This is a genomic window from Shinella fusca, from assembly GCF_014203155.1.
GTDB classification, from domain to species: domain Bacteria; phylum Pseudomonadota; class Alphaproteobacteria; order Rhizobiales; family Rhizobiaceae; genus Shinella; species Shinella fusca.
In genome coordinates, this window is sequence record NZ_JACHIK010000013.1 from 41042 (window position 1) to 58482 (window position 17441).

The following is a 17441-nucleotide window of genomic DNA, read 5'->3' on the forward strand; positions in this document are numbered from 1 at the left end:
GTGAACCATGCTTAAAGACCAGGATCGCATCTTCACCAACATCTACGGCACCAAGGACAAGTCGCTGAAGGGCGCCATGGCCCGCGGCCAGTGGGACGGCACCAAGCAGCTTCTCGAAAAGGGCCGCGACTGGATCGTCAACGAGATCAAGGCCTCGGGCCTGCGCGGCCGTGGCGGCGCCGGCTTCCCGACGGGCCTCAAATGGTCCTTCATGCCGAAGGAGAGCGACGGCCGGCCACATTACCTCGTCGTCAATGCGGACGAATCCGAGCCCGGCACCTGCAAGGACCGCGATATCCTGCGCCACGATCCGCATACGCTGATCGAGGGCTGCGTGGTCGCGTCCTTCGCCATGGGCGCCAACACCGCCTACATCTACGTGCGCGGCGAGTTCATCCGCGAGCGCGAGGCGCTGCAGGCCGCCATCGACGAATGCTACGATGCCGGCCTGCTCGGCAAGAACAACAAGCTCGGCTACGACATCGACGTCTTCGTGCACCACGGCGCCGGCGCCTATATCTGCGGCGAGGAGACCGCGCTGCTCGAAAGCCTTGAGGGCAAGAAGGGCCAGCCGCGCCTGAAGCCGCCGTTCCCGGCCAATATGGGCCTCTACGGCTGCCCGACGACGGTCAACAACGTGGAATCGATCGCCGTCACGCCGACGATCCTGCGCCGCGGCGCAAGCTGGTTCTCCTCGTTCGGCCGCCCGAACAACGTCGGCACCAAGCTGTTCATGATGTCCGGCCACGTCAACACGCCCTGCACGGTCGAGGAGACCATGGGCATCTCCTTCAAGGAGATGGTCGAAAAGCACGGCGGCGGCATCCGCGGCGGCTGGGACAACCTGCTTGCCGTCATCCCCGGCGGCGCATCGTGCCCGGTCGTCAAGGCCGAGGACATGATGAACGTCACGCTCGACTTCGACGGCCTGCGCGAGGTCAAGTCCTCCTTCGGCACCGGCGGCATGATCGTCATGGATCGCTCGACCGACATCATCAAGGCGATCTGGCGCATCTCGGCCTTCTTCAAGCACGAGAGCTGCGGCCAGTGCACGCCCTGCCGCGAAGGCACGGGCTGGATGATGCGCGTGATGGAGCGCATGGTGCGCGGCAATGCGCAGAAGCGCGAGATCGACATGCTGTTCGACGTCACCAAGCAGATCGAGGGCCACACGATCTGTGCGCTCGGCGACGCCGCGGCCTGGCCGATCCAGGGCCTCATCCGCAACTTCCGCCCCGAGATCGAGGCGCGCATCGACCAGTACACCGCCAATGCCATGGCGCATGGCGCGGTGCTGGAAGCCGCGGAGTAAGACGATGAAGACGCCGGCGGGACAGGATGCGAATGCGACCAGGACCCCGCCGGACGAAGCCGCCGGCGATGATCCCTTCGGATTCTCGCCCTGGCTGAGGCAGATGCCGGACGTTCCGCTGCATCCGCTGATGGCCCATCCGGTCGCCGGCCTCGTCGCCACCACCGCGATCGGCTTCGGCCTTGCGGGCCAGATGGCCGGCATGATGCTGGGCATGATGCAGGGCGCGGCCGAGCGGACGAAGGCGGTGCTGGACGAGGCGGCCGAACGGGCCGCAAGGGCGGACGCGGTGGAACGCAGGGCGCCGCCGGTGCTGAGGATCGTTCCGAAGGCGGAAGTGTCCGCCGCGGAGAGGACGGAGAAGGCGGCGCGCAAGGGCGCGACGCCGAAGACGGCGGCGAAGGCCGCAAGGGCCGATGACCTGAAGGCGATTTCGGGTATCGGGCCGAAGCTGGAGCAGGTGCTGAACGGCATGGGCTTCCGGCGCTACGCCGACATCGCGGCCCTGACGGACGGCGATGTGGCACGGATCGAAGCCGAACTCGGCCTCGGCGGGCGCATCGCCCGCGACGGCTGGGTGGAGCAGGCAAGAACGCTGGCAAAGGGCAGGGGCTGACCTACCGGAACCGGCAGAGAACGAAGGCCGAAGGGGCGGGCGAAGGTCTGCACCGAAGCCGGAGAGAATGGCGCTGGCAAGACGCGGGGAGCTTCCCTCGTCAAAAGCGGGATTGAGATATGGCAAAGCTGAAAGTCGACGGAAAAGAAATCGAAGTCCCGGATCACTTCACGCTGCTTCAGGCGTGCGAGGAGGCCGGCGCCGAGGTTCCGCGCTTCTGTTTCCACGAGCGGCTGTCGGTTGCCGGCAACTGCCGCATGTGCCTCGTCGAGGTGAAGGGCGGCCCGCCGAAGCCGGCGGCCTCCTGCGCCATGGGCGTGCGCGACCTGCGCCCCGGGCCGAACGGCGAGCCGCCGGAAGTCTTCACGACCACGCCGATGGTCAAGAAGGCGCGCGAAGGCGTGATGGAGTTCCTGCTCATCAACCATCCGCTCGACTGCCCGATCTGCGACCAGGGCGGCGAATGCGACCTGCAGGACCAGGCCATGGCCTACGGCGTCGACAGCTCGCGCTTCCAGGAAAACAAGCGCGCGGTCGAGGACAAGTATATCGGCCCGCTCGTCAAGACGATCATGAACCGCTGCATCCACTGCACGCGGTGCGTCCGCTTCACGACGGAAGTGGCCGGCATTTCCGAGCTCGGCCTGATCGGCCGCGGCGAGGACGCCGAGATCACCACCTATCTCGAACAGGCGATGACCTCCGAGCTGCAGGGCAACGTGGTCGACCTCTGCCCGGTCGGCGCGCTCACCTCCAAGCCCTTCGCCTTCACGGCCCGCCCGTGGGAGCTGAACAAGACCGAATCGATCGACGTCATGGATGCCGTCGGCTCGGCGATCCGCGTCGATACGCGCGGCCGCGAAGTCATGCGCATCCTGCCGCGCGTCAACGAGGCGGTGAACGAGGAGTGGATCTCCGACAAGACCCGCTACATCTGGGACGGCCTGAAGACCCAGCGCCTCGACCGCCCCTATGTGCGCAAGGACGGCCGCCTGCAGCCCGCCACCTGGGCCGAGGCCTTCGGCGCCGTCAAGGCCGCCGTCGCCGGCAAGTCGGGCGACCGGATCGGCGCGATCGCCGGCGACCTCGCTTCCGTCGAGGAAATGTTCGCCCTTCGCGAACTGATGGCGTCGCTCGGCTCGAAGAACATCGACTGCCGCCAGGACGGCTCGGTGCTCGATCCCTCGCTCGGCCGCGCCAGCTATCTCTTCAACCCGACCATCGAGGGCATCGACGAAGCCGATGCGCTGCTCATCGTCGGCGCCAATCCGCGCCTGGAAGCGGCCGTGCTCAACGCCCGCATCCGCAAGCGCTGGCGCATGGACAACTTCCCGATCGGCGTGATCGGCGAAGAGGCGGACCTTCGCTACGGCTACGACTATCTCGGCGCCGGCACGGACACGCTCTCCGGCCTCCTCGACGGTTCGGTCAAGTTCGCCGCCAAGCTGAAGAAGGCCGCGCGCCCGATGATCATCATCGGCCAGGGCGCGCTGTCGCGCGCCGACGGCCTTGCCGTTCTTTCGGCCGTCTCGGCGCTCGCCGAGAAGGTCGGCGCCGTCAAGGCGGACTGGAACGGCCTTGCCGTGCTCCACACCGCCGCCGCGCGCGTCGGCGGCCTCGATCTCGGCTTCGTGCCGGGGGCAAGCGGCAAGACCGCGGCCGACATGCTGACGGGCACGGACGTCCTCTTCCTGCTCGGCGCCGACGAGATGGATTTTTCCAAGAAGACCGCCTTCACCGTCTATATCGGCTCGCACGGCGACAACGCGGCGCATGTCGCCGACGTCATCCTGCCGGGCGCGACCTATACCGAGAAGTCGGGCACCTGGGTCAACACCGAAGGCCGCGTCCAGATGGGCAACCGCGCCGGTTTCGCGCCGGGCGACGCCCGCGAGGACTGGGCGATCCTGCGCGCGCTTTCCGACGTGCTCGGCAAGAAGCTGCCGTTCGATTCGCTGCTGCAGCTCCGTGCGAAGCTCTATGAGGCGCACCCGCATTTCGCCGGGATCGACGAGATCGCGGCCGGCAATATCGCCGATCTTTCCGCGCTTGCGAAAAAAGGCGGGACGATGGCGAATTCCGGGTTTGCGTCTCCGATCAAAGACTTCTATTTGACGAACCCGATAGCGCGCGCGTCCGCGGTCATGGCCGAATGCTCGGCACTGGCCCGCAACAACTTCAAAGTCGCGGCGGAATGAGCGCGAAGGGATAAAGCATTATGGACGCTTTCGTTTCGACCTACGTTTGGCCTGCCGCGATCATGATCGGCCAGTCGCTCCTGCTGCTGGTCGCGCTGCTGATCTTCATCGCCTACATCCTTCTTGCCGACCGCAAGATCTGGGCGGCCGTGCAGCTTCGCCGCGGCCCGAACGTCGTCGGCCCCTGGGGCCTGTTCCAGTCCTTCGCCGACCTCTTGAAGTTCGTCTTCAAGGAGCCGGTGATCCCGGCGACGGCCAACAAGGTGATCTTCCTGCTCGCCCCGCTCGTCTCCGTGACGCTCGCGCTCGCCACCTGGGCGGTCGTGCCGCTCAACGACGGCTGGGTGATCGCCAACATCAATGTCGGCATCCTCTACATCTTCGCGATCTCCTCGCTGGAAGTGTACGGCATCATCATGGGCGGCTGGGCTTCGAACTCGAAGTACCCGTTCCTCGGCGCGCTGCGCTCGGCCGCGCAGATGGTCTCCTACGAGGTCTCCATCGGCTTCGTCATCGTCACCGTTCTGCTCTGCGTCGGCTCGCTGAACCTCACCGACATCGTCAATTCGCAGCATGACGGCCTCGGCACGCGCCTCGGCCTGCCGGCGTCCTTCCTCGACTGGCACTGGCTGTCGCTGTTCCCGATGTTCATCGTGTTCTTCATTTCGGCGCTTGCCGAGACGAACCGCCCGCCCTTCGACCTTCCGGAAGCCGAATCCGAACTCGTCGCCGGCTTCATGGTCGAGTACGGCTCGACCCCGTACATGATGTTCATGCTCGGCGAATATGCGGCCATCTGCCTGATGTGCGCGCTGACGACGATCCTCTTCCTCGGCGGCTGGCTACCCCCGGTCGACGTCTGGTTCCTCAATTGGGTCCCGGGCATCGTCTGGTTCGTCCTCAAGGCCGGTTTCGTCTTCTTCATGTTCGCGATGGTGAAGGCCTTCGTGCCGCGCTATCGCTACGACCAGCTCATGCGCCTCGGCTGGAAGGTCTTCCTTCCGATCTCGCTCGCCATGGTCGTCATCGTTGCATTCGTGCTGAAGCTCACGGGCTGGTCCGCATGAGGACCGCCCTGAACCTCGGCAGCATTGGAGCTTGAAATGGCTAGTCTTTCGCAAGCCGCAAATTCGCTGTTCCTCAAGGAATTCGTGGCCGCTTTCGCCCTGTCGATGCGCTACTTCTTCCGCGCGAAGGCGACAGTGAACTATCCCTTCGAAAAGGGCCCGGTCTCCCCGCGCTTCCGCGGCGAGCATGCGCTGCGCCGCTATCCCAACGGCGAGGAACGCTGCATCGCCTGCAAGCTGTGCGAGGCCATCTGTCCGGCCCAGGCCATCACCATCGAGGCGGGGCCGCGCCGCAACGACGGCACGCGCCGCACCGTGCGCTACGACATCGACATGGTGAAGTGCATCTATTGCGGTTTCTGCCAGGAGGCCTGCCCGGTCGACGCCATCGTCGAAGGGCCGAACTTCGAGTTCTCGACCGAGACGCGCGAGGAGCTCTACTACGACAAGCAGAAGCTGCTCGACAACGGCGACCGCTGGGAGCGGGAAATCGCCCGCAACATCGCTATGGACTCGCCTTACCGCTGACCGGCGGCTGGGCATGAATGAACTGAAGTGCCTGGCGGCGAGGTCGTCAGGCTTCGACGGGGGAGGGGGAACCTTCTCCGGGGAAGACGAAAAGGCACCAAAATGGGTCTGCAGGCTCTATTCTTCTATCTCTTCGCCTTCGTGGCGGTGGCGTCCGCCTTCATGGTGATCGCGTCCAGGAACCCGGTCTATTCCGTGCTGTTCCTGATCCTCACCTTCTTCAATTCGGCGGGCCTCTTCCTTCTGACGGGCGCCGAGTTCCTGGCGATGATCCTGCTGGTCGTCTATGTCGGGGCCGTGGCGGTTCTCTTCCTCTTCGTCGTCATGATGCTGGACATCGATTTCGCCGAGCTGCGCGCGGGGGCCCTCGAATATGCCCCGGTCGGCGCACTGATCGGCGTCATCCTCGCCATCGAGCTCATCATCGTCATCGGCGGCTCGACGCTCTCGCCGGAGATCGCCGCCAGTGCGGCCGTGCCTATCCCGCCGGTCACCGAGCGCACGAACACGGCCGCCCTCGGCGACGTGCTCTATACGAACTACGTCTACTTCTTCCAGCTTGCCGGCCTCGTGCTGCTCGTCGCCATGATCGGCGCGATCGTGCTGACGCTGCGCCACCGCGAGCACATCAAGCGCCAGGATATTTCCAGGCAGGTCGCCCGCACGCCCGAAACCGCCGTCGAGGTGGTCAAGGTGAAGCCGGGCCAGGGTATCTGAGGCCGCGAGAGACCAAGGAAAAGCATCATGGAAATCGGTATTTCCCACTACCTCACCGTCAGCGCGATCCTCTTCATGCTCGGCGTCTTCGGCATCTTCCTGAACCGGAAGAACGTCATCGTCATCCTGATGTCGGTCGAATTGATCCTGCTGTCGGTCAACATCAACATGGTCGCGTTCTCGCACTTCCTGAACGACATCGTCGGCCAGGTCTTCGCGCTGTTCATTCTGACCGTCGCGGCCGCGGAAGCGGCCATCGGTCTTGCAATTCTCGTCGTCTTCTACCGTAACCGCGGTTCGATCGCCGTCGAAGACGTCAATATGATGAAGGGCTGATCGGGTCATGGATACCATCATCAAGGCAATCGTCTTCCTCCCGCTGATCGGCTTCCTGATCGCCGGCCTCGGTGGCAACACCATCGGCGCCAAGGCGTCGGAATACGTGACCTCCGGCCTCATGATCCTCGTGGCCGTGCTGTCGTGGATCGTCTTCTTCCATGTCGCGCTCGGCGAGACGGAGATGCTCAAGGTCAGCGTGCTGCGCTGGATCCAGAGCGGCGGCCTCGACGTCGAATGGGCCTTCCGCGTCGATACTCTGACGGCCGTCATGTTCGTCGTCGTGAACACGGTCTCCACGCTCGTGCACGTCTATTCGATCGGCTACATGCACCACGATCCGAACCGGCCGCGCTTCTTCGCCTATCTCTCGCTCTTCACCTTCGCCATGCTCATGCTGGTGACGTCGGACAACCTCTTCCAGATGTTCTTCGGCTGGGAGGGCGTAGGCCTCGCCTCGTACCTGCTGATCGGCTTCTGGTACAAGAAGCCGTCGGCCTGCGCTGCCGCCATGAAGGCCTTCATCGTCAACCGCGTCGGCGACTTCGGCTTCGCGCTCGGCATCTTCTGCGTCTTCGTGCTGTTCGGCTCGGTCAATTTCGAGACGATCTTCGCCGCCGCAGCGAGCTACCTGCCGGCCGAAGGCGCGGCGGACGCCGCAGAGCCCGTCATCAACCTCTTCGGCATGACGCTCGACAAGTCGCAGGCGCTGACCGCCACCTGCCTCCTGCTCTTCATGGGCGCGATGGGCAAGTCGGCGCAGTTCCTGCTGCACACCTGGCTGCCGGACGCCATGGAAGGCCCGACCCCGGTCTCGGCCCTCATCCATGCCGCCACCATGGTCACCGCCGGCGTCTTCCTCGTCGCCCGCATGTCGCCGCTCTTCGAACTGTCGCACACCGCCCTCATGGTCGTGACGCTGGTCGGCGCCATCACCGCCTTCTTCGCCGCGACGGTCGGCCTCGTGCAGAACGACATCAAGCGCGTCATCGCCTATTCGACCTGCTCGCAGCTCGGCTACATGTTCGTGGCGCTCGGCATCGGCGCCTACGGCGCGGCGATCTTCCACCTCTTCACGCACGCCTTCTTCAAGGCGCTCCTGTTCCTCGGCGCCGGCTCGGTCATCCACGCGGTCGACGGCGAGCAGGACATGCGCTACATGGGCGGCCTCAGGAAGCACATCCCGGTCACCTTCTGGATGATGACCATCGGTACGCTGGCGCTGACCGGCGTCGGCATCCCGGGCACCGTCATCGGCTTTGCCGGCTTCTTCTCGAAGGACGCGATCATCGAGAGCTCGTTCGCCTCGGAAAGCCCGCTTTCCGGCTTCGCCTTCGCGCTGCTGGTCATCGCCGCGCTCTTCACGAGCTTCTATTCCTGGCGCCTGGCGTTCATGACCTTCTTCGGCAAGCCGCGCGCTTCCGCCGACGTCATGCACCATGTCCATGAATCGCCGGCCGTCATGCTGGTGCCGCTCTACATCCTCGGCGCGGGCGCCGTCCTCGCCGGCGTCCTGTTCGTGCAGTATTTCTACGGCCACCACTATGACGAATTCTGGCAGGGCGCGCTCTTCACGCTCCCCGACAACCATCTCGTCCACGAATTCCACAACGTCCCGATCTGGGTGAAGTGGAGCTCGTTCGTCGCCATGGCCGTCGGCTTCGTGCTGGCCTGGTACATGTACATCCGCTCGCCGGAAACGCCGAAGTACCTTGCCGAGCAGCATCGCGGCCTCTACCAGTTCCTGCTCAACAAGTGGTACTTCGACGAATTGTACGACTTCCTCTTCGTCCGCCCGGCCAAGCGGCTCGGCAAGTTCCTCTGGAAGAAGGGCGACGGCGCCGTCATCGACGGGCTCGGCCCGAACGGCATCGCCGCCCGCGTCGTGGACGTCACCGACCGCGTCGTGCGCCTCCAGACCGGCTACCTCTATCACTACGCATTCGCGATGCTGCTGGGTATTGCAGCACTCGTCACCTGGATGATGCTCGGGAGTTCCATCTGATGACCGATTGGCCCATTCTTTCAGCGGTCACCTTTCTCCCGCTCGTCGGCGTGGCGCTTCTGCTGCTGACGCGTGAAGACAGCCCCTACGGGCGCCGCAACATCCTGAACGTCTCGCTGCTGACGACGGTCTTCACCTTCGTCCTCTCGCTCTTCATCTGGACGGGCTTCGATGCGTCGAACCCCGGCTTCCAGATGACCGAGAAGCACGAATGGCTCGGCACCGGCATTTCCTACCATCTCGGCGTCGACGGCATCTCCATGCTGTTCGTCATCCTGACGACCTTCCTGATGCCGTTCTGCGTGCTCGCAAGCTGGAACACCATCGAGAAGCGCCTGAAGGAATACATGATCGCCTTCCTGCTCCTGGAAGTGTTCATGGTCGGCGTGTTCGTCTCGCTCGACATCGTCCTCTTCTACGTCTTCTTCGAGGCGGGCCTCATTCCGATGTTCATCATCATCGGCGTGTGGGGCGGCAAGGATCGCGTCTACGCATCCTACAAGTTCTTCCTCTATACGCTGCTCGGCTCGGTGCTGATGCTGCTCGCCATCATGGCGATGTACTGGCAGGCCGGCACGACGGACATCACGGAACTGCTCGCCTATAATTTCCCGGCGCATATGCAGACCTGGCTGTGGCTCGCCTTCTTCGCCTCCTTCGCGGTGAAGATGCCGATGTGGCCGGTGCATACCTGGCTTCCGGACGCGCACGTCCAGGCGCCGACGGCCGGCTCCGTCATCCTGGCGGGCGTTCTCCTGAAGCTCGGCGGCTACGGCCTGATCCGCTTCTCGCTCGCCATGTTCCCGCTCGCCTCCGACTATTTCGCGCCCTTCGTCTTCACGCTTTCGGTCATCGCCATTATCTACACCTCGCTGGTCGCGATGATGCAGGACGACATGAAGAAGCTGATCGCCTATTCGTCGGTCGCGCACATGGGCTACGTCACCATGGGCATCTTCGCGGCGAACGTGCAGGGCCTGCAGGGCGCCATCTACCAGATGCTCTCGCACGGCCTCGTCTCCGGCGCGCTGTTCCTGTGCGTCGGCGTCGTCTACGACCGGCTGCACACCCGCGAGATCGCGGCCTATGGCGGCCTCGTCAACAACATGCCGAAATATGCCGTCGCCTTCATGGTCTTCACCATGGCCAATGTCGGCCTTCCGGGCACGTCCGGCTTCGTCGGCGAAATCACGACCCTGCTCGGCGCCTTCCGCGCCAATACCTGGGTCGCGCTCTTCGCCACGACGGGCGTCATCCTGTCGGCCTCCTATGCGCTGTGGCTCTACCGCCGCATCATCTTCGGCGCGCTGGAGAAGGAAAGCCTGAAATCGCTGCCCGACCTTTCCGGCCGCGAGAAGCTGCTTCTCTATCCGCTCTTGATCCTGACGATCTTCTTCGGTGTCTACCCCGCGCCCGTCTTCGACGTGACGGCGGCCTCGGTCGACGCGCTCCTCAATCACTATTCCGCGGCTCTGCAGGCGGCGCAGCAATCCGTTGCGCTCCTGGCGAACTGACGACGGGACTGGAAGACAATGACCGCTGATACAATCCTTGCCAGCCTTCATCTCTCGACGCCGGAGATCATCCTCGCCGTCGGCGGCCTGGTCCTGCTGATGATCGGTGTCTTCTCCGGCGAACGGTCGGGAACGATCGTCACCGGGCTCGCCGTCGCCCTGCTGATCATCTCCGGCCTCTGGCTCGTCCTTGCGACGGGCGAGGGCGAGGCCTATGGCGGCGCCTTCGTCTCCGATGCCTTCGGCAAGTTCATGAAGGTGCTGGCGCTGATCGGCTCCGTCACGGCCATGGTGATGACCGTCGGCCACGACCGCTCCGAGCAGCTCGACCGCTTCGAGTTCCCCGTGCTCATCGTGCTCTCGACGCTCGGCATGCTGCTGATGATCTCGGCCAACAGCCTCCTGTCGCTCTATCTGGCGCTGGAACTCCAGTCGCTGGCGCTCTACGTGCTTGCCGCGATCAACCGCGACAGCCTGCGCTCGACGGAAGCGGGCCTGAAATACTTCGTGCTCGGCGCGCTGTCCTCGGGCCTGCTGCTCTACGGCATGTCGCTGGTCTACGGCTTCACCGGCCATATCGGCTTTGCCGAGATCGCCGCGGCGCTGACCTCGGAAGGCCGCTCGCTCGGCCTCGTCTTCGGCCTCGTGTTCATCCTCGCCGGCATCGCCTTCAAGATCTCGGCCGTGCCGTTCCATATGTGGACGCCGGACGTCTATGAAGGCGCGCCGACCCCGGTCACGGCCTATTTCTCGGGTGCCCCGAAGGTCGCCGCGATGGCCATGCTGGTGCGCATCGTCATCGACGCCTTCCAGCCGGTCGTCGCCGACTGGCAGCAGGTCGTGGTCTTCATCGCCATCGCCTCCATGCTGCTCGGCGCCTTCGGCGCCATCGGCCAGCGCAACATCAAGCGCATGATGGCCTATTCCTCCATCGGCCATATGGGTTACGCGCTGGTCGGCCTTGCCTCCGGCTCCATGGCGGGCGTGCGCGGCGTCGTCCTCTACATGCTGGTCTACATGGTCATGACGCTTGGCGCGTTTGCCTGCATCCTCGCCATGCGCCGCAAGGAAGGCGGCTATGTCGAGAACATCGACGATCTTGCCGGCGCCTCCGCGACCAACCCCTTCATGGCGACGGCGATGACGGCGATGATGTTCTCGCTGGCCGGCATCCCGCCGCTGGGCGGCTTCTTCGCCAAGTACTTCGTCTTCATGGCCGCCATCGAGGCGCAGCTCTATGCGCTCGCCATCATCGGCGTCCTCGCCTCGGTCGTCGGCGCCTACTACTACCTGCGCGTGGTCAAGGTGATGTGGTTCGACAACGCCACCGGCGAATTCGCCCGCACGCCGGGCGAATTGAAGCTGGTCTTCGGCCTCGCCGGCCTCTTCGTCGTCGGCTATGTGCTGATCGGCGGGCCGCTCGGCAGCGCGGCCGAAGCTGCGGCGCGGACCTTCTTCTGATGCGCGCAGACATGCCCGGCCGGATGTCGCTCGACGACTTCCGGCACGAGGCGCTCGCAGAGGTCGGCTCGACCAACACGGAATGCCTGGAGCGCGCCCGAAAGGGCGCGCTTTCCGGTCTCTGGATCACCGCCGGCCGGCAGACGGGCGGGCGCGGGCGGCGCGGACGCGCCTGGTTCTCCGAACCCGGCAATCTCTATGCCTCGCTGCTCCTGATCGATCCCGCCCCGATGGAACGGCTCGGCTCCCTGCCGCTCGCCGTCGCCGTCGCCGTGCAGGAGGCCGTCAGCCGCATCATGCCGCTGGACAGCCCCGACGTGCTGATCAAGTGGCCGAACGACATCCTCATCGACCGCCGCAAGATCTGCGGCATCCTGATCGAGGGCGAGACGCTTGCGGACGGGCGCCATGCGGTGGTGATCGGCTGCGGCATCAACGTCGCCGTGGCGCCGGAGGCCGGGCTCTATCCGGTGGCGACGCTGCGGGGTTTCGGCGCCTCGGCCTCGCCGGACGAGCTCTTCGCCTGGCTCTTCCGCTCGATGGCCGAAACGCTTGCCCTGTGGAACCGCGGGCGCGGGATTTCGGCCGTCATGGAGCGCTGGAAATCGGTCGCCGGCGGCATCGGGGAAAACATAACGGTCAATCTTCCCGACCGTTCTATTTCCGGGCGCTTTGCCGGAATTGATGATACAGGTCTCCTGAAACTGGAGACGGATGACGGCGGCACGCGGCTGATCGCGGCCGGCGACGTATTTTTTGGATAGGACTGTTTGAACCCGATGGCAAAAGAAGACGAACTGGTGTTCCTGCCGCTTGGCGGCGTCGGCGAAATCGGCATGAATCTGGCGCTCTACGGCTATGGGCCGAAGACGAACCGCCAGTGGATCATGGTCGATTGCGGCGTCACCTTCCCGGGGCCGGACCTGCCGGGCGTCGACCTCGTTCTGCCCGATATCCGCTTCCTCGCCGAAGAGCGCAGGAACCTCAAGGGCATCATCATCACCCATGCGCATGAGGACCATTACGGTGCGCTGAACGAGCTGTGGCCGGGCCTCAACGTGCCGGTCTACGCCTCGCCGTTCACCGCCGGCATGCTGGAGGCCAAGCGCGACTACGAGCGCAGCCGCACCGAGATCCCGGTGACGATCTTCAAGCAGGGCGACCGCATCAACCTCGGCCCGTTCGAGATCGAGGCGGTGGGCGTCAACCACTCCATTCCCGAGCCGATGTCGCTGGCGATCAGGACCCCGCTCGGCACCGTCATCCATACCGGCGACTGGAAGATCGACCTCGAACCCTCGCTCGGGCCCCTGACGGACGAGGCCCGCTTCCGCAAGCTCGGCGACGAGGGCGTCCTTGCCCTCATCTGCGACAGCACCAACGCGGTGCGCGACGGCATCTCGCCCTCCGAGCGCGAGGTCTCCGAGAGCCTCACCAAGATCATCGAGGCATCCGAGGGCAGGGTGGGCATCACCACCTTCTCCTCGAATGTCGGGCGCATCCGCTCCATCGCGCGGGCCGCCGAGGCCGCCGGCCGCGAGGTGCTGCTGCTCGGCAGCTCCATGAAGCGCGTGACGGACGTGGCGCGCGACATCGGCCTCATGGAAGGCATCAAGCCCTTCATCGCCGAGGACGAGTTCGGCTATATCCCGCGCGACAAGGTCGTCGTCATCCTCACCGGCAGCCAGGGCGAGCCGCGCGCCGCGCTCGCCAAGATCGCCCGCGACGAGATGCGCAACGTCGCCTTCTCGGCCGGCGACACGATCATCTTCTCCTCGCGCGCCATTCCCGGCAACGAGAAGGCGATCAACGACATCAAGAACGGCCTCGTCGAGCAGGGCATCCACATCATCACCGACGCCGAGGCGCTGGTGCACGTCTCCGGCCATCCGCGCCGCAACGAGCTGCAGCAGATGTATGGCTGGGTGCGCCCGAAGATGGTCGTGCCGGTGCATGGCGAGGCGGCGCATCTCGTCGCCCATGCCGAGCTCGCCGCGCAGTCGGGCATTGCCGAGGTGCCGCGCGTGCGCAACGGCGACATCCTGCGGCTGGCGCCCGGTGTGCCGGAGGTCGTCGGCGAGGCGCCGCACGGCCGCATCTTCAAGGACGGCAACCTCATCGGCGACTATGAGGAGATGGGCATCGGCGACCGCCGCAAGCTCGCCTTCGTCGGCCATGTCGCCGTCAGCGTGCTGCTCGACAGCCGTTTCGATTTCATGGGCGATCCCGAGGTGGAGCCCTTCGGCCTGCCGCAGTTCGACGACGAGGGCGAGGACATGGGCGACACGCTCTACGACGCCGTGCTCGGCGCCGTCGAGAGCATTCCGCGCGCCCGCCGCAAGGACCTCGAAATGGTGCGCGAGGCCGTGCGCCGCGCCGTCCGCTCCACCGCGAACGAAATCTGGGGCAAGAAGCCTGTCGTCACGGTGTTCTTGACGAAAGTCTGATCCGCTTGGCGTTGCCCCTCATCCGGCCTGCCGGCCACCTTCTCCCCGCAAGCGGGGAGAAGGAAACGAGCGGCAAAGTTTTCCTTCTTGCTGCGTGAATTGCTTGAGGAGGCCGGCGCAACATCCCCTTCGCCCCGCTTGCGGGGAGAAGGTGGCGGCAGCCGGATGAGGGGCTGCCCGAAGGACTTGCCTCACGGAGAGAAAAGCATGCTCGAAAAGGTCAACCACATCGCCATCGCCGTGCCGGACCTTGCCGCCGCCATCGCGACCTATCGCGATACGCTGGGCGCGAGGGTCTCCGCGCCGCAGGCTCTGCCGGAGCATGGCGTGACGGTGGTCTTCGTCGAGCTGGCGAACACCAAGGTGGAATTGCTGGAGCCGCTGGGCGAGGCCTCCCCCATTGCCGCCTTCCTGGAAAAGGCGCCGGCCGGCGGCATGCATCACATTTGCTACGAGGTGGACGATATCCTCGCCGCGCGCGACCGGCTGGCGGCGAGCGGCGCGCGCGTGCTGGGCGACGGCAATCCGAAGATCGGCGCGCACGGCAAGCCCGTGCTCTTCCTGCATCCGAAGGACTTCCTCGGCACGCTGGTCGAGCTCGAGCAGGTGTGACAGCGCGCCGCCATCGCGCCGTTTGAACTTTGCGGGGAAGGGGCGTAAAAGAGCCCCGTCGCAGGAGGCTCGCCCATGCAGGTATTTTCCTATCTCGCCGTCTATTTCATCGTCTGGTGGCTCACGCTCTTCGCCGTCCTGCCCTTCGGGCTGAAGACGCAGGCGGAAGCCGAGGAGGTGGTGCTGGGAACGGTGGCGAGCGCGCCGGCGCGCTTTCGCGGCGGCCGCGTGGTGCTGATCACCACCTGCATTTCGGCGATCGTCTACGCCCTCTATATCCTGGCGATGAAGTCGGGCTACGGCCTCGACGCCATCCCGCAGCTCTATCCGGATTTCGAATAGGCCACCGCCTTAAAGATTAACGGAGCCCGACGGCTGGGAAGTACGTCATTCCCGTTGCGCGCGTTCTTTCGGAAAACTCTTCCTTTGCGCCTCTCGGCTAAGCGGGCGGAAAAGCCCGTTTCGCCGACCCGTTCGGGCTGGAAAAAGCAGCGGAGGGCAGGGACTTTGCCTCTCCTAACGTGAGGCCGAGTGCCGCAGGGTAAGGCGGCTGTGCGTCTTTGACGCATGGACTTTGCGGAGAAGGTTGCGGCAGAAATGCCGCCGTGTATGAAAAGCAAAAAAAAACAAGGCTGAAAGCCTTGTTTTACAGGTATCGCGTGATCTCTATCCGTTGTGCGGTGGCAGCGTCTACGCGCGCCAAAGATCTGATCCTCCCAAGACTTGACCGCGAAATTGGCAAGAATTTTTGCTCCCTGCCTATTTTGTGGCGTGAAACTAGCCCAAACATTGGGCGTTGTCATCCGCTTTTTTTGCATTTTTGCTACACTGGAATAAAATTTTTCCGTTGACAAGCTTCGCGCAATTTCCGTTATTGGCGGCCCCATTTTTCTGCCACATTTGTCCGGGCCGCCGACAGCGGTGGACAGTGCTTCGCGCCGGCGGCCCCGCGCCGCGTGGCGGGTTTCCTTCCGTTGGCGAAGCGTTTATGAACGCGTGAAAATCAACGTCATTTTGCCCGATTCCCGAAATAGGGCGGATCAGTCACTCCGGAACCCGATATGCGCCTTTCCCGCTTCTTCCTGCCCATCCTCAAGGAAAACCCCAAGGAGGCCGAGATCGTCTCCCACCGGCTCATGCTGCGTGCGGGCATGATCAAGCAGCAGTCCCAGGGCATCTACACCTGGCTGCCGCTCGGAAAGCGCGTTCTCGACAAGGTCAACGCCATCATCCGCGAGGAGCAGAACCGCTCCGGCGCCGTCGAGCTCCTGATGCCGACGCTGCAGTCGGCCGAGCTCTGGCAGGAAAGCGGGCGCTACGACGCCTACGGCAAGGAGATGCTGCGCATCAAGGACCGGCAGGAGCGCCCCATGCTCTACGGCCCCACGAACGAGGAGATGATCACCGACGTCTTCCGCTCGTATGTGAAGTCCTACAAGGACCTGCCGCTCAACCTCTACCATATCCAGCTCAAGTTCCGCGACGAGATCCGCCCGCGCTTCGGCACCATGCGCTCGCGCGAGTTCCTGATGAAGGACGCCTATTCGTTCGACCTCAGCCGCGAGGGCGCCGAGCATGCCTATAACCGCATGTTCGCGGCCTATCTTCGCACCTTCGCGCGCATGGGCCTTCGCGCCATTCCGATGCGCGCCGATACCGGCCCGATCGGCGGCAATCTCAGCCACGAATTCATCATCCTTGCCGACACGGGCGAGTCGGAGGTCTTCTGCCACAAGGACTTCCTGGGCTTCGACGTGCCCGCCGAGGACACGGATTTCGAGGACGTCGCCGGCCTGAAGGCGATCTTCGACAAGTGGACCTCGCGCTATGCCGCGACCTCGGAGATGCACGACGCACCCGCCTTCGAGGCGATCCCGGAAGGCGAGCGCCTTTCGGCCCGCGGCATCGAGGTCGGCCACATCTTCTATTTCGGCACAAAGTATTCCGAGGTCATGGGCGCCAGGGTGCAGGGCCCGGACGGCAAGGAACATGCCGTGCACATGGGCTCCTACGGCATCGGCCCGACGCGCCTCGTGCCGGCGATCATCGAGGCCTCGCACGACGAGAACGGCATTATCTGGCCGAAGGCCATCGCGCCCTTCGAGGCGATCGTCATCAACATGAAGTCGGGCGACGCCGCCTGCGATGCGGCCTGCGAGAAAATCTACGCCGCGCTGCAGAAGGCCGGCATCGACGTGCTCTATGACGACAAGGACGAGCGCGCGGGCGCCAAGTTCGCCACCGCCGACCTCATCGGCGCGCCGGTGCAGGTCATCGCCGGCCCGCGCGGCGTTGCGAACGGCGAGGTCGAGATCAAGGACCGCAAGACCGGCGAACGCGAGACGCTGACCATCGAGGCGGCCATCAACCGCCTGACGTCCGGCAACTGAAGCGGGTGAAACGATGCCCGTAGCGCCGCCGCACCCCCCTCTGGCCTGCCAGCCATCTCCCCCACAAGGGGGGAGATCGGCAAGGCGTAAGGGCAGTGCTCCGGTGGTGGCGTCGAAGAGGGGCGAAACGGTGCTCCACCCGATCTCCCCCCTTGTGGGGGAGATGCCCGGCAGGGCAGAGGGGGGTATTGCCAGCCGCTACAGCGACTTCTTCTTTTCATATGAGATCGCCCGAGGG

15 protein-coding genes are annotated in these 17441 nt (G+C 64.7%); all 15 read left to right on the top strand.

The genetic code is table 11. From position 1 onward, the window contains the following. The first annotated feature begins 7 nt into the window (after positions 1-7). The gene (nuoF, locus tag HNQ66_RS17185) at positions 8-1312 is read left to right on the top strand and encodes an NADH-quinone oxidoreductase subunit NuoF (protein WP_184145400.1); all 1305 of its coding nucleotides are present in this window, start codon (positions 8-10) and stop codon (positions 1310-1312) included. Positions 1313-1316: 4 nt separating this feature from the next. Continuing rightward, the gene (locus tag HNQ66_RS17190; protein WP_184145401.1) at positions 1317-1928 is read left to right on the top strand and encodes an NADH:ubiquinone oxidoreductase; all 612 of its coding nucleotides are present in this window, start codon (positions 1317-1319) and stop codon (positions 1926-1928) included. Positions 1929-2047: 119 nt separating this feature from the next. Beyond that, positions 2048-4126, top strand: coding sequence for an NADH-quinone oxidoreductase subunit NuoG (gene nuoG / locus HNQ66_RS17195; protein WP_184145402.1), 2079 nt, complete (start codon positions 2048-2050; stop codon positions 4124-4126). 20 nt (positions 4127-4146) lie between these two features. After that, the gene (nuoH, locus tag HNQ66_RS17200) at positions 4147-5193 is read left to right on the top strand and encodes an NADH-quinone oxidoreductase subunit NuoH (RefSeq protein WP_184145403.1); all 1047 of its coding nucleotides are present in this window, start codon (positions 4147-4149) and stop codon (positions 5191-5193) included. 36 nt (positions 5194-5229) lie between these two features. After that, complete coding sequence (gene nuoI / locus HNQ66_RS17205; RefSeq protein WP_184145404.1) at positions 5230-5721, top strand: NADH-quinone oxidoreductase subunit NuoI; 492 nt, start codon at positions 5230-5232, stop codon at positions 5719-5721. A 102-nt stretch (positions 5722-5823) separates the two neighbouring features. Further along, positions 5824-6438 carry an NADH-quinone oxidoreductase subunit J gene (locus tag HNQ66_RS17210; RefSeq protein ID WP_184145405.1) on the top strand — a complete coding sequence of 205 codons (615 nt, stop codon included), beginning with the start codon at positions 5824-5826 and terminating at the stop codon, positions 6436-6438. Between the two features lie 27 nt (positions 6439-6465). After that, complete coding sequence (nuoK, locus tag HNQ66_RS17215) at positions 6466-6774, top strand: NADH-quinone oxidoreductase subunit NuoK (protein WP_184145406.1); 309 nt, start codon at positions 6466-6468, stop codon at positions 6772-6774. Between the two features lie 7 nt (positions 6775-6781). Further along, positions 6782-8779, top strand: coding sequence for an NADH-quinone oxidoreductase subunit L (gene nuoL, locus HNQ66_RS17220; RefSeq protein ID WP_184145407.1), 1998 nt, complete (start codon positions 6782-6784; stop codon positions 8777-8779). Continuing rightward, complete coding sequence (locus HNQ66_RS17225; protein ID WP_184145408.1) at positions 8779-10293, top strand: NADH-quinone oxidoreductase subunit M; 1515 nt, start codon at positions 8779-8781, stop codon at positions 10291-10293. The genes nuoL and HNQ66_RS17225 overlap by 1 nt, the downstream gene beginning before the upstream one ends. 18 nt (positions 10294-10311) lie before the next feature. Further along, a complete protein-coding gene (nuoN, locus tag HNQ66_RS17230) occupies positions 10312-11754 on the top strand; it encodes an NADH-quinone oxidoreductase subunit NuoN (protein ID WP_184145409.1) in 1443 nt (480 codons plus the stop codon). After that, complete coding sequence (locus HNQ66_RS17235) at positions 11754-12518, top strand: biotin--[acetyl-CoA-carboxylase] ligase (RefSeq protein ID WP_184145410.1); 765 nt, start codon at positions 11754-11756, stop codon at positions 12516-12518. The genes nuoN and HNQ66_RS17235 overlap by 1 nt, the downstream gene beginning before the upstream one ends. Positions 12519-12533: 15 nt before the next feature. Then, on the top strand, positions 12534-14201 hold the full coding sequence (locus HNQ66_RS17240) for a ribonuclease J (protein WP_184145411.1): 1668 nt from the start codon (positions 12534-12536) through the stop codon (positions 14199-14201). A 207-nt stretch (positions 14202-14408) separates the two neighbouring features. Further along, positions 14409-14813 carry a methylmalonyl-CoA epimerase gene (gene mce / locus HNQ66_RS17245; protein WP_184145412.1) on the top strand — a complete coding sequence of 135 codons (405 nt, stop codon included), beginning with the start codon at positions 14409-14411 and terminating at the stop codon, positions 14811-14813. Positions 14814-14888: 75 nt separating this feature from the next. Beyond that, the gene (locus HNQ66_RS17250) at positions 14889-15155 is read left to right on the top strand and encodes a DUF1467 family protein (RefSeq protein WP_184145413.1); all 267 of its coding nucleotides are present in this window, start codon (positions 14889-14891) and stop codon (positions 15153-15155) included. A gap of 719 nt (positions 15156-15874) precedes the next feature. Beyond that, the gene (proS, locus tag HNQ66_RS17255) at positions 15875-17203 is read left to right on the top strand and encodes a proline--tRNA ligase (RefSeq protein ID WP_184145414.1); all 1329 of its coding nucleotides are present in this window, start codon (positions 15875-15877) and stop codon (positions 17201-17203) included. Positions 17204-17441 lie beyond the last annotated feature (238 nt).

Bases quoted from the DNA above. Each gene is read 5' to 3' on its own strand.
- HNQ66_RS17240 (WP_184145411.1), top strand. From the start codon at position 12,534: ATGGCAAAAGAAGACGAACTGGTGTTCCTGCCGCTTGGCGGCGTCGGC.
- HNQ66_RS17235 (WP_184145410.1), top strand. From the start codon at position 11,754: ATGCGCGCAGACATGCCCGGCCGGATGTCGCTCGACGACTTCCGGCAC.
- proS (WP_184145414.1), top strand. From the start codon at position 15,875: ATGCGCCTTTCCCGCTTCTTCCTGCCCATCCTCAAGGAAAACCCCAAG.
- nuoH (WP_184145403.1), top strand. From the start codon at position 4,147: ATGGACGCTTTCGTTTCGACCTACGTTTGGCCTGCCGCGATCATGATC.
- nuoI (WP_184145404.1), top strand. From the start codon at position 5,230: ATGGCTAGTCTTTCGCAAGCCGCAAATTCGCTGTTCCTCAAGGAATTC.
- HNQ66_RS17250 (WP_184145413.1), top strand. From the start codon at position 14,889: ATGCAGGTATTTTCCTATCTCGCCGTCTATTTCATCGTCTGGTGGCTC.
- nuoG (WP_184145402.1), top strand. From the start codon at position 2,048: ATGGCAAAGCTGAAAGTCGACGGAAAAGAAATCGAAGTCCCGGATCAC.
- mce (WP_184145412.1), top strand. From the start codon at position 14,409: ATGCTCGAAAAGGTCAACCACATCGCCATCGCCGTGCCGGACCTTGCC.
- HNQ66_RS17210 (WP_184145405.1), top strand. From the start codon at position 5,824: ATGGGTCTGCAGGCTCTATTCTTCTATCTCTTCGCCTTCGTGGCGGTG.
- nuoN (WP_184145409.1), top strand. From the start codon at position 10,312: ATGACCGCTGATACAATCCTTGCCAGCCTTCATCTCTCGACGCCGGAG.
- nuoF (WP_184145400.1), top strand. From the start codon at position 8: ATGCTTAAAGACCAGGATCGCATCTTCACCAACATCTACGGCACCAAG.
- nuoK (WP_184145406.1), top strand. From the start codon at position 6,466: ATGGAAATCGGTATTTCCCACTACCTCACCGTCAGCGCGATCCTCTTC.
- nuoL (WP_184145407.1), top strand. From the start codon at position 6,782: ATGGATACCATCATCAAGGCAATCGTCTTCCTCCCGCTGATCGGCTTC.
- HNQ66_RS17225 (WP_184145408.1), top strand. From the start codon at position 8,779: ATGACCGATTGGCCCATTCTTTCAGCGGTCACCTTTCTCCCGCTCGTC.
- HNQ66_RS17190 (WP_184145401.1), top strand. From the start codon at position 1,317: ATGAAGACGCCGGCGGGACAGGATGCGAATGCGACCAGGACCCCGCCG.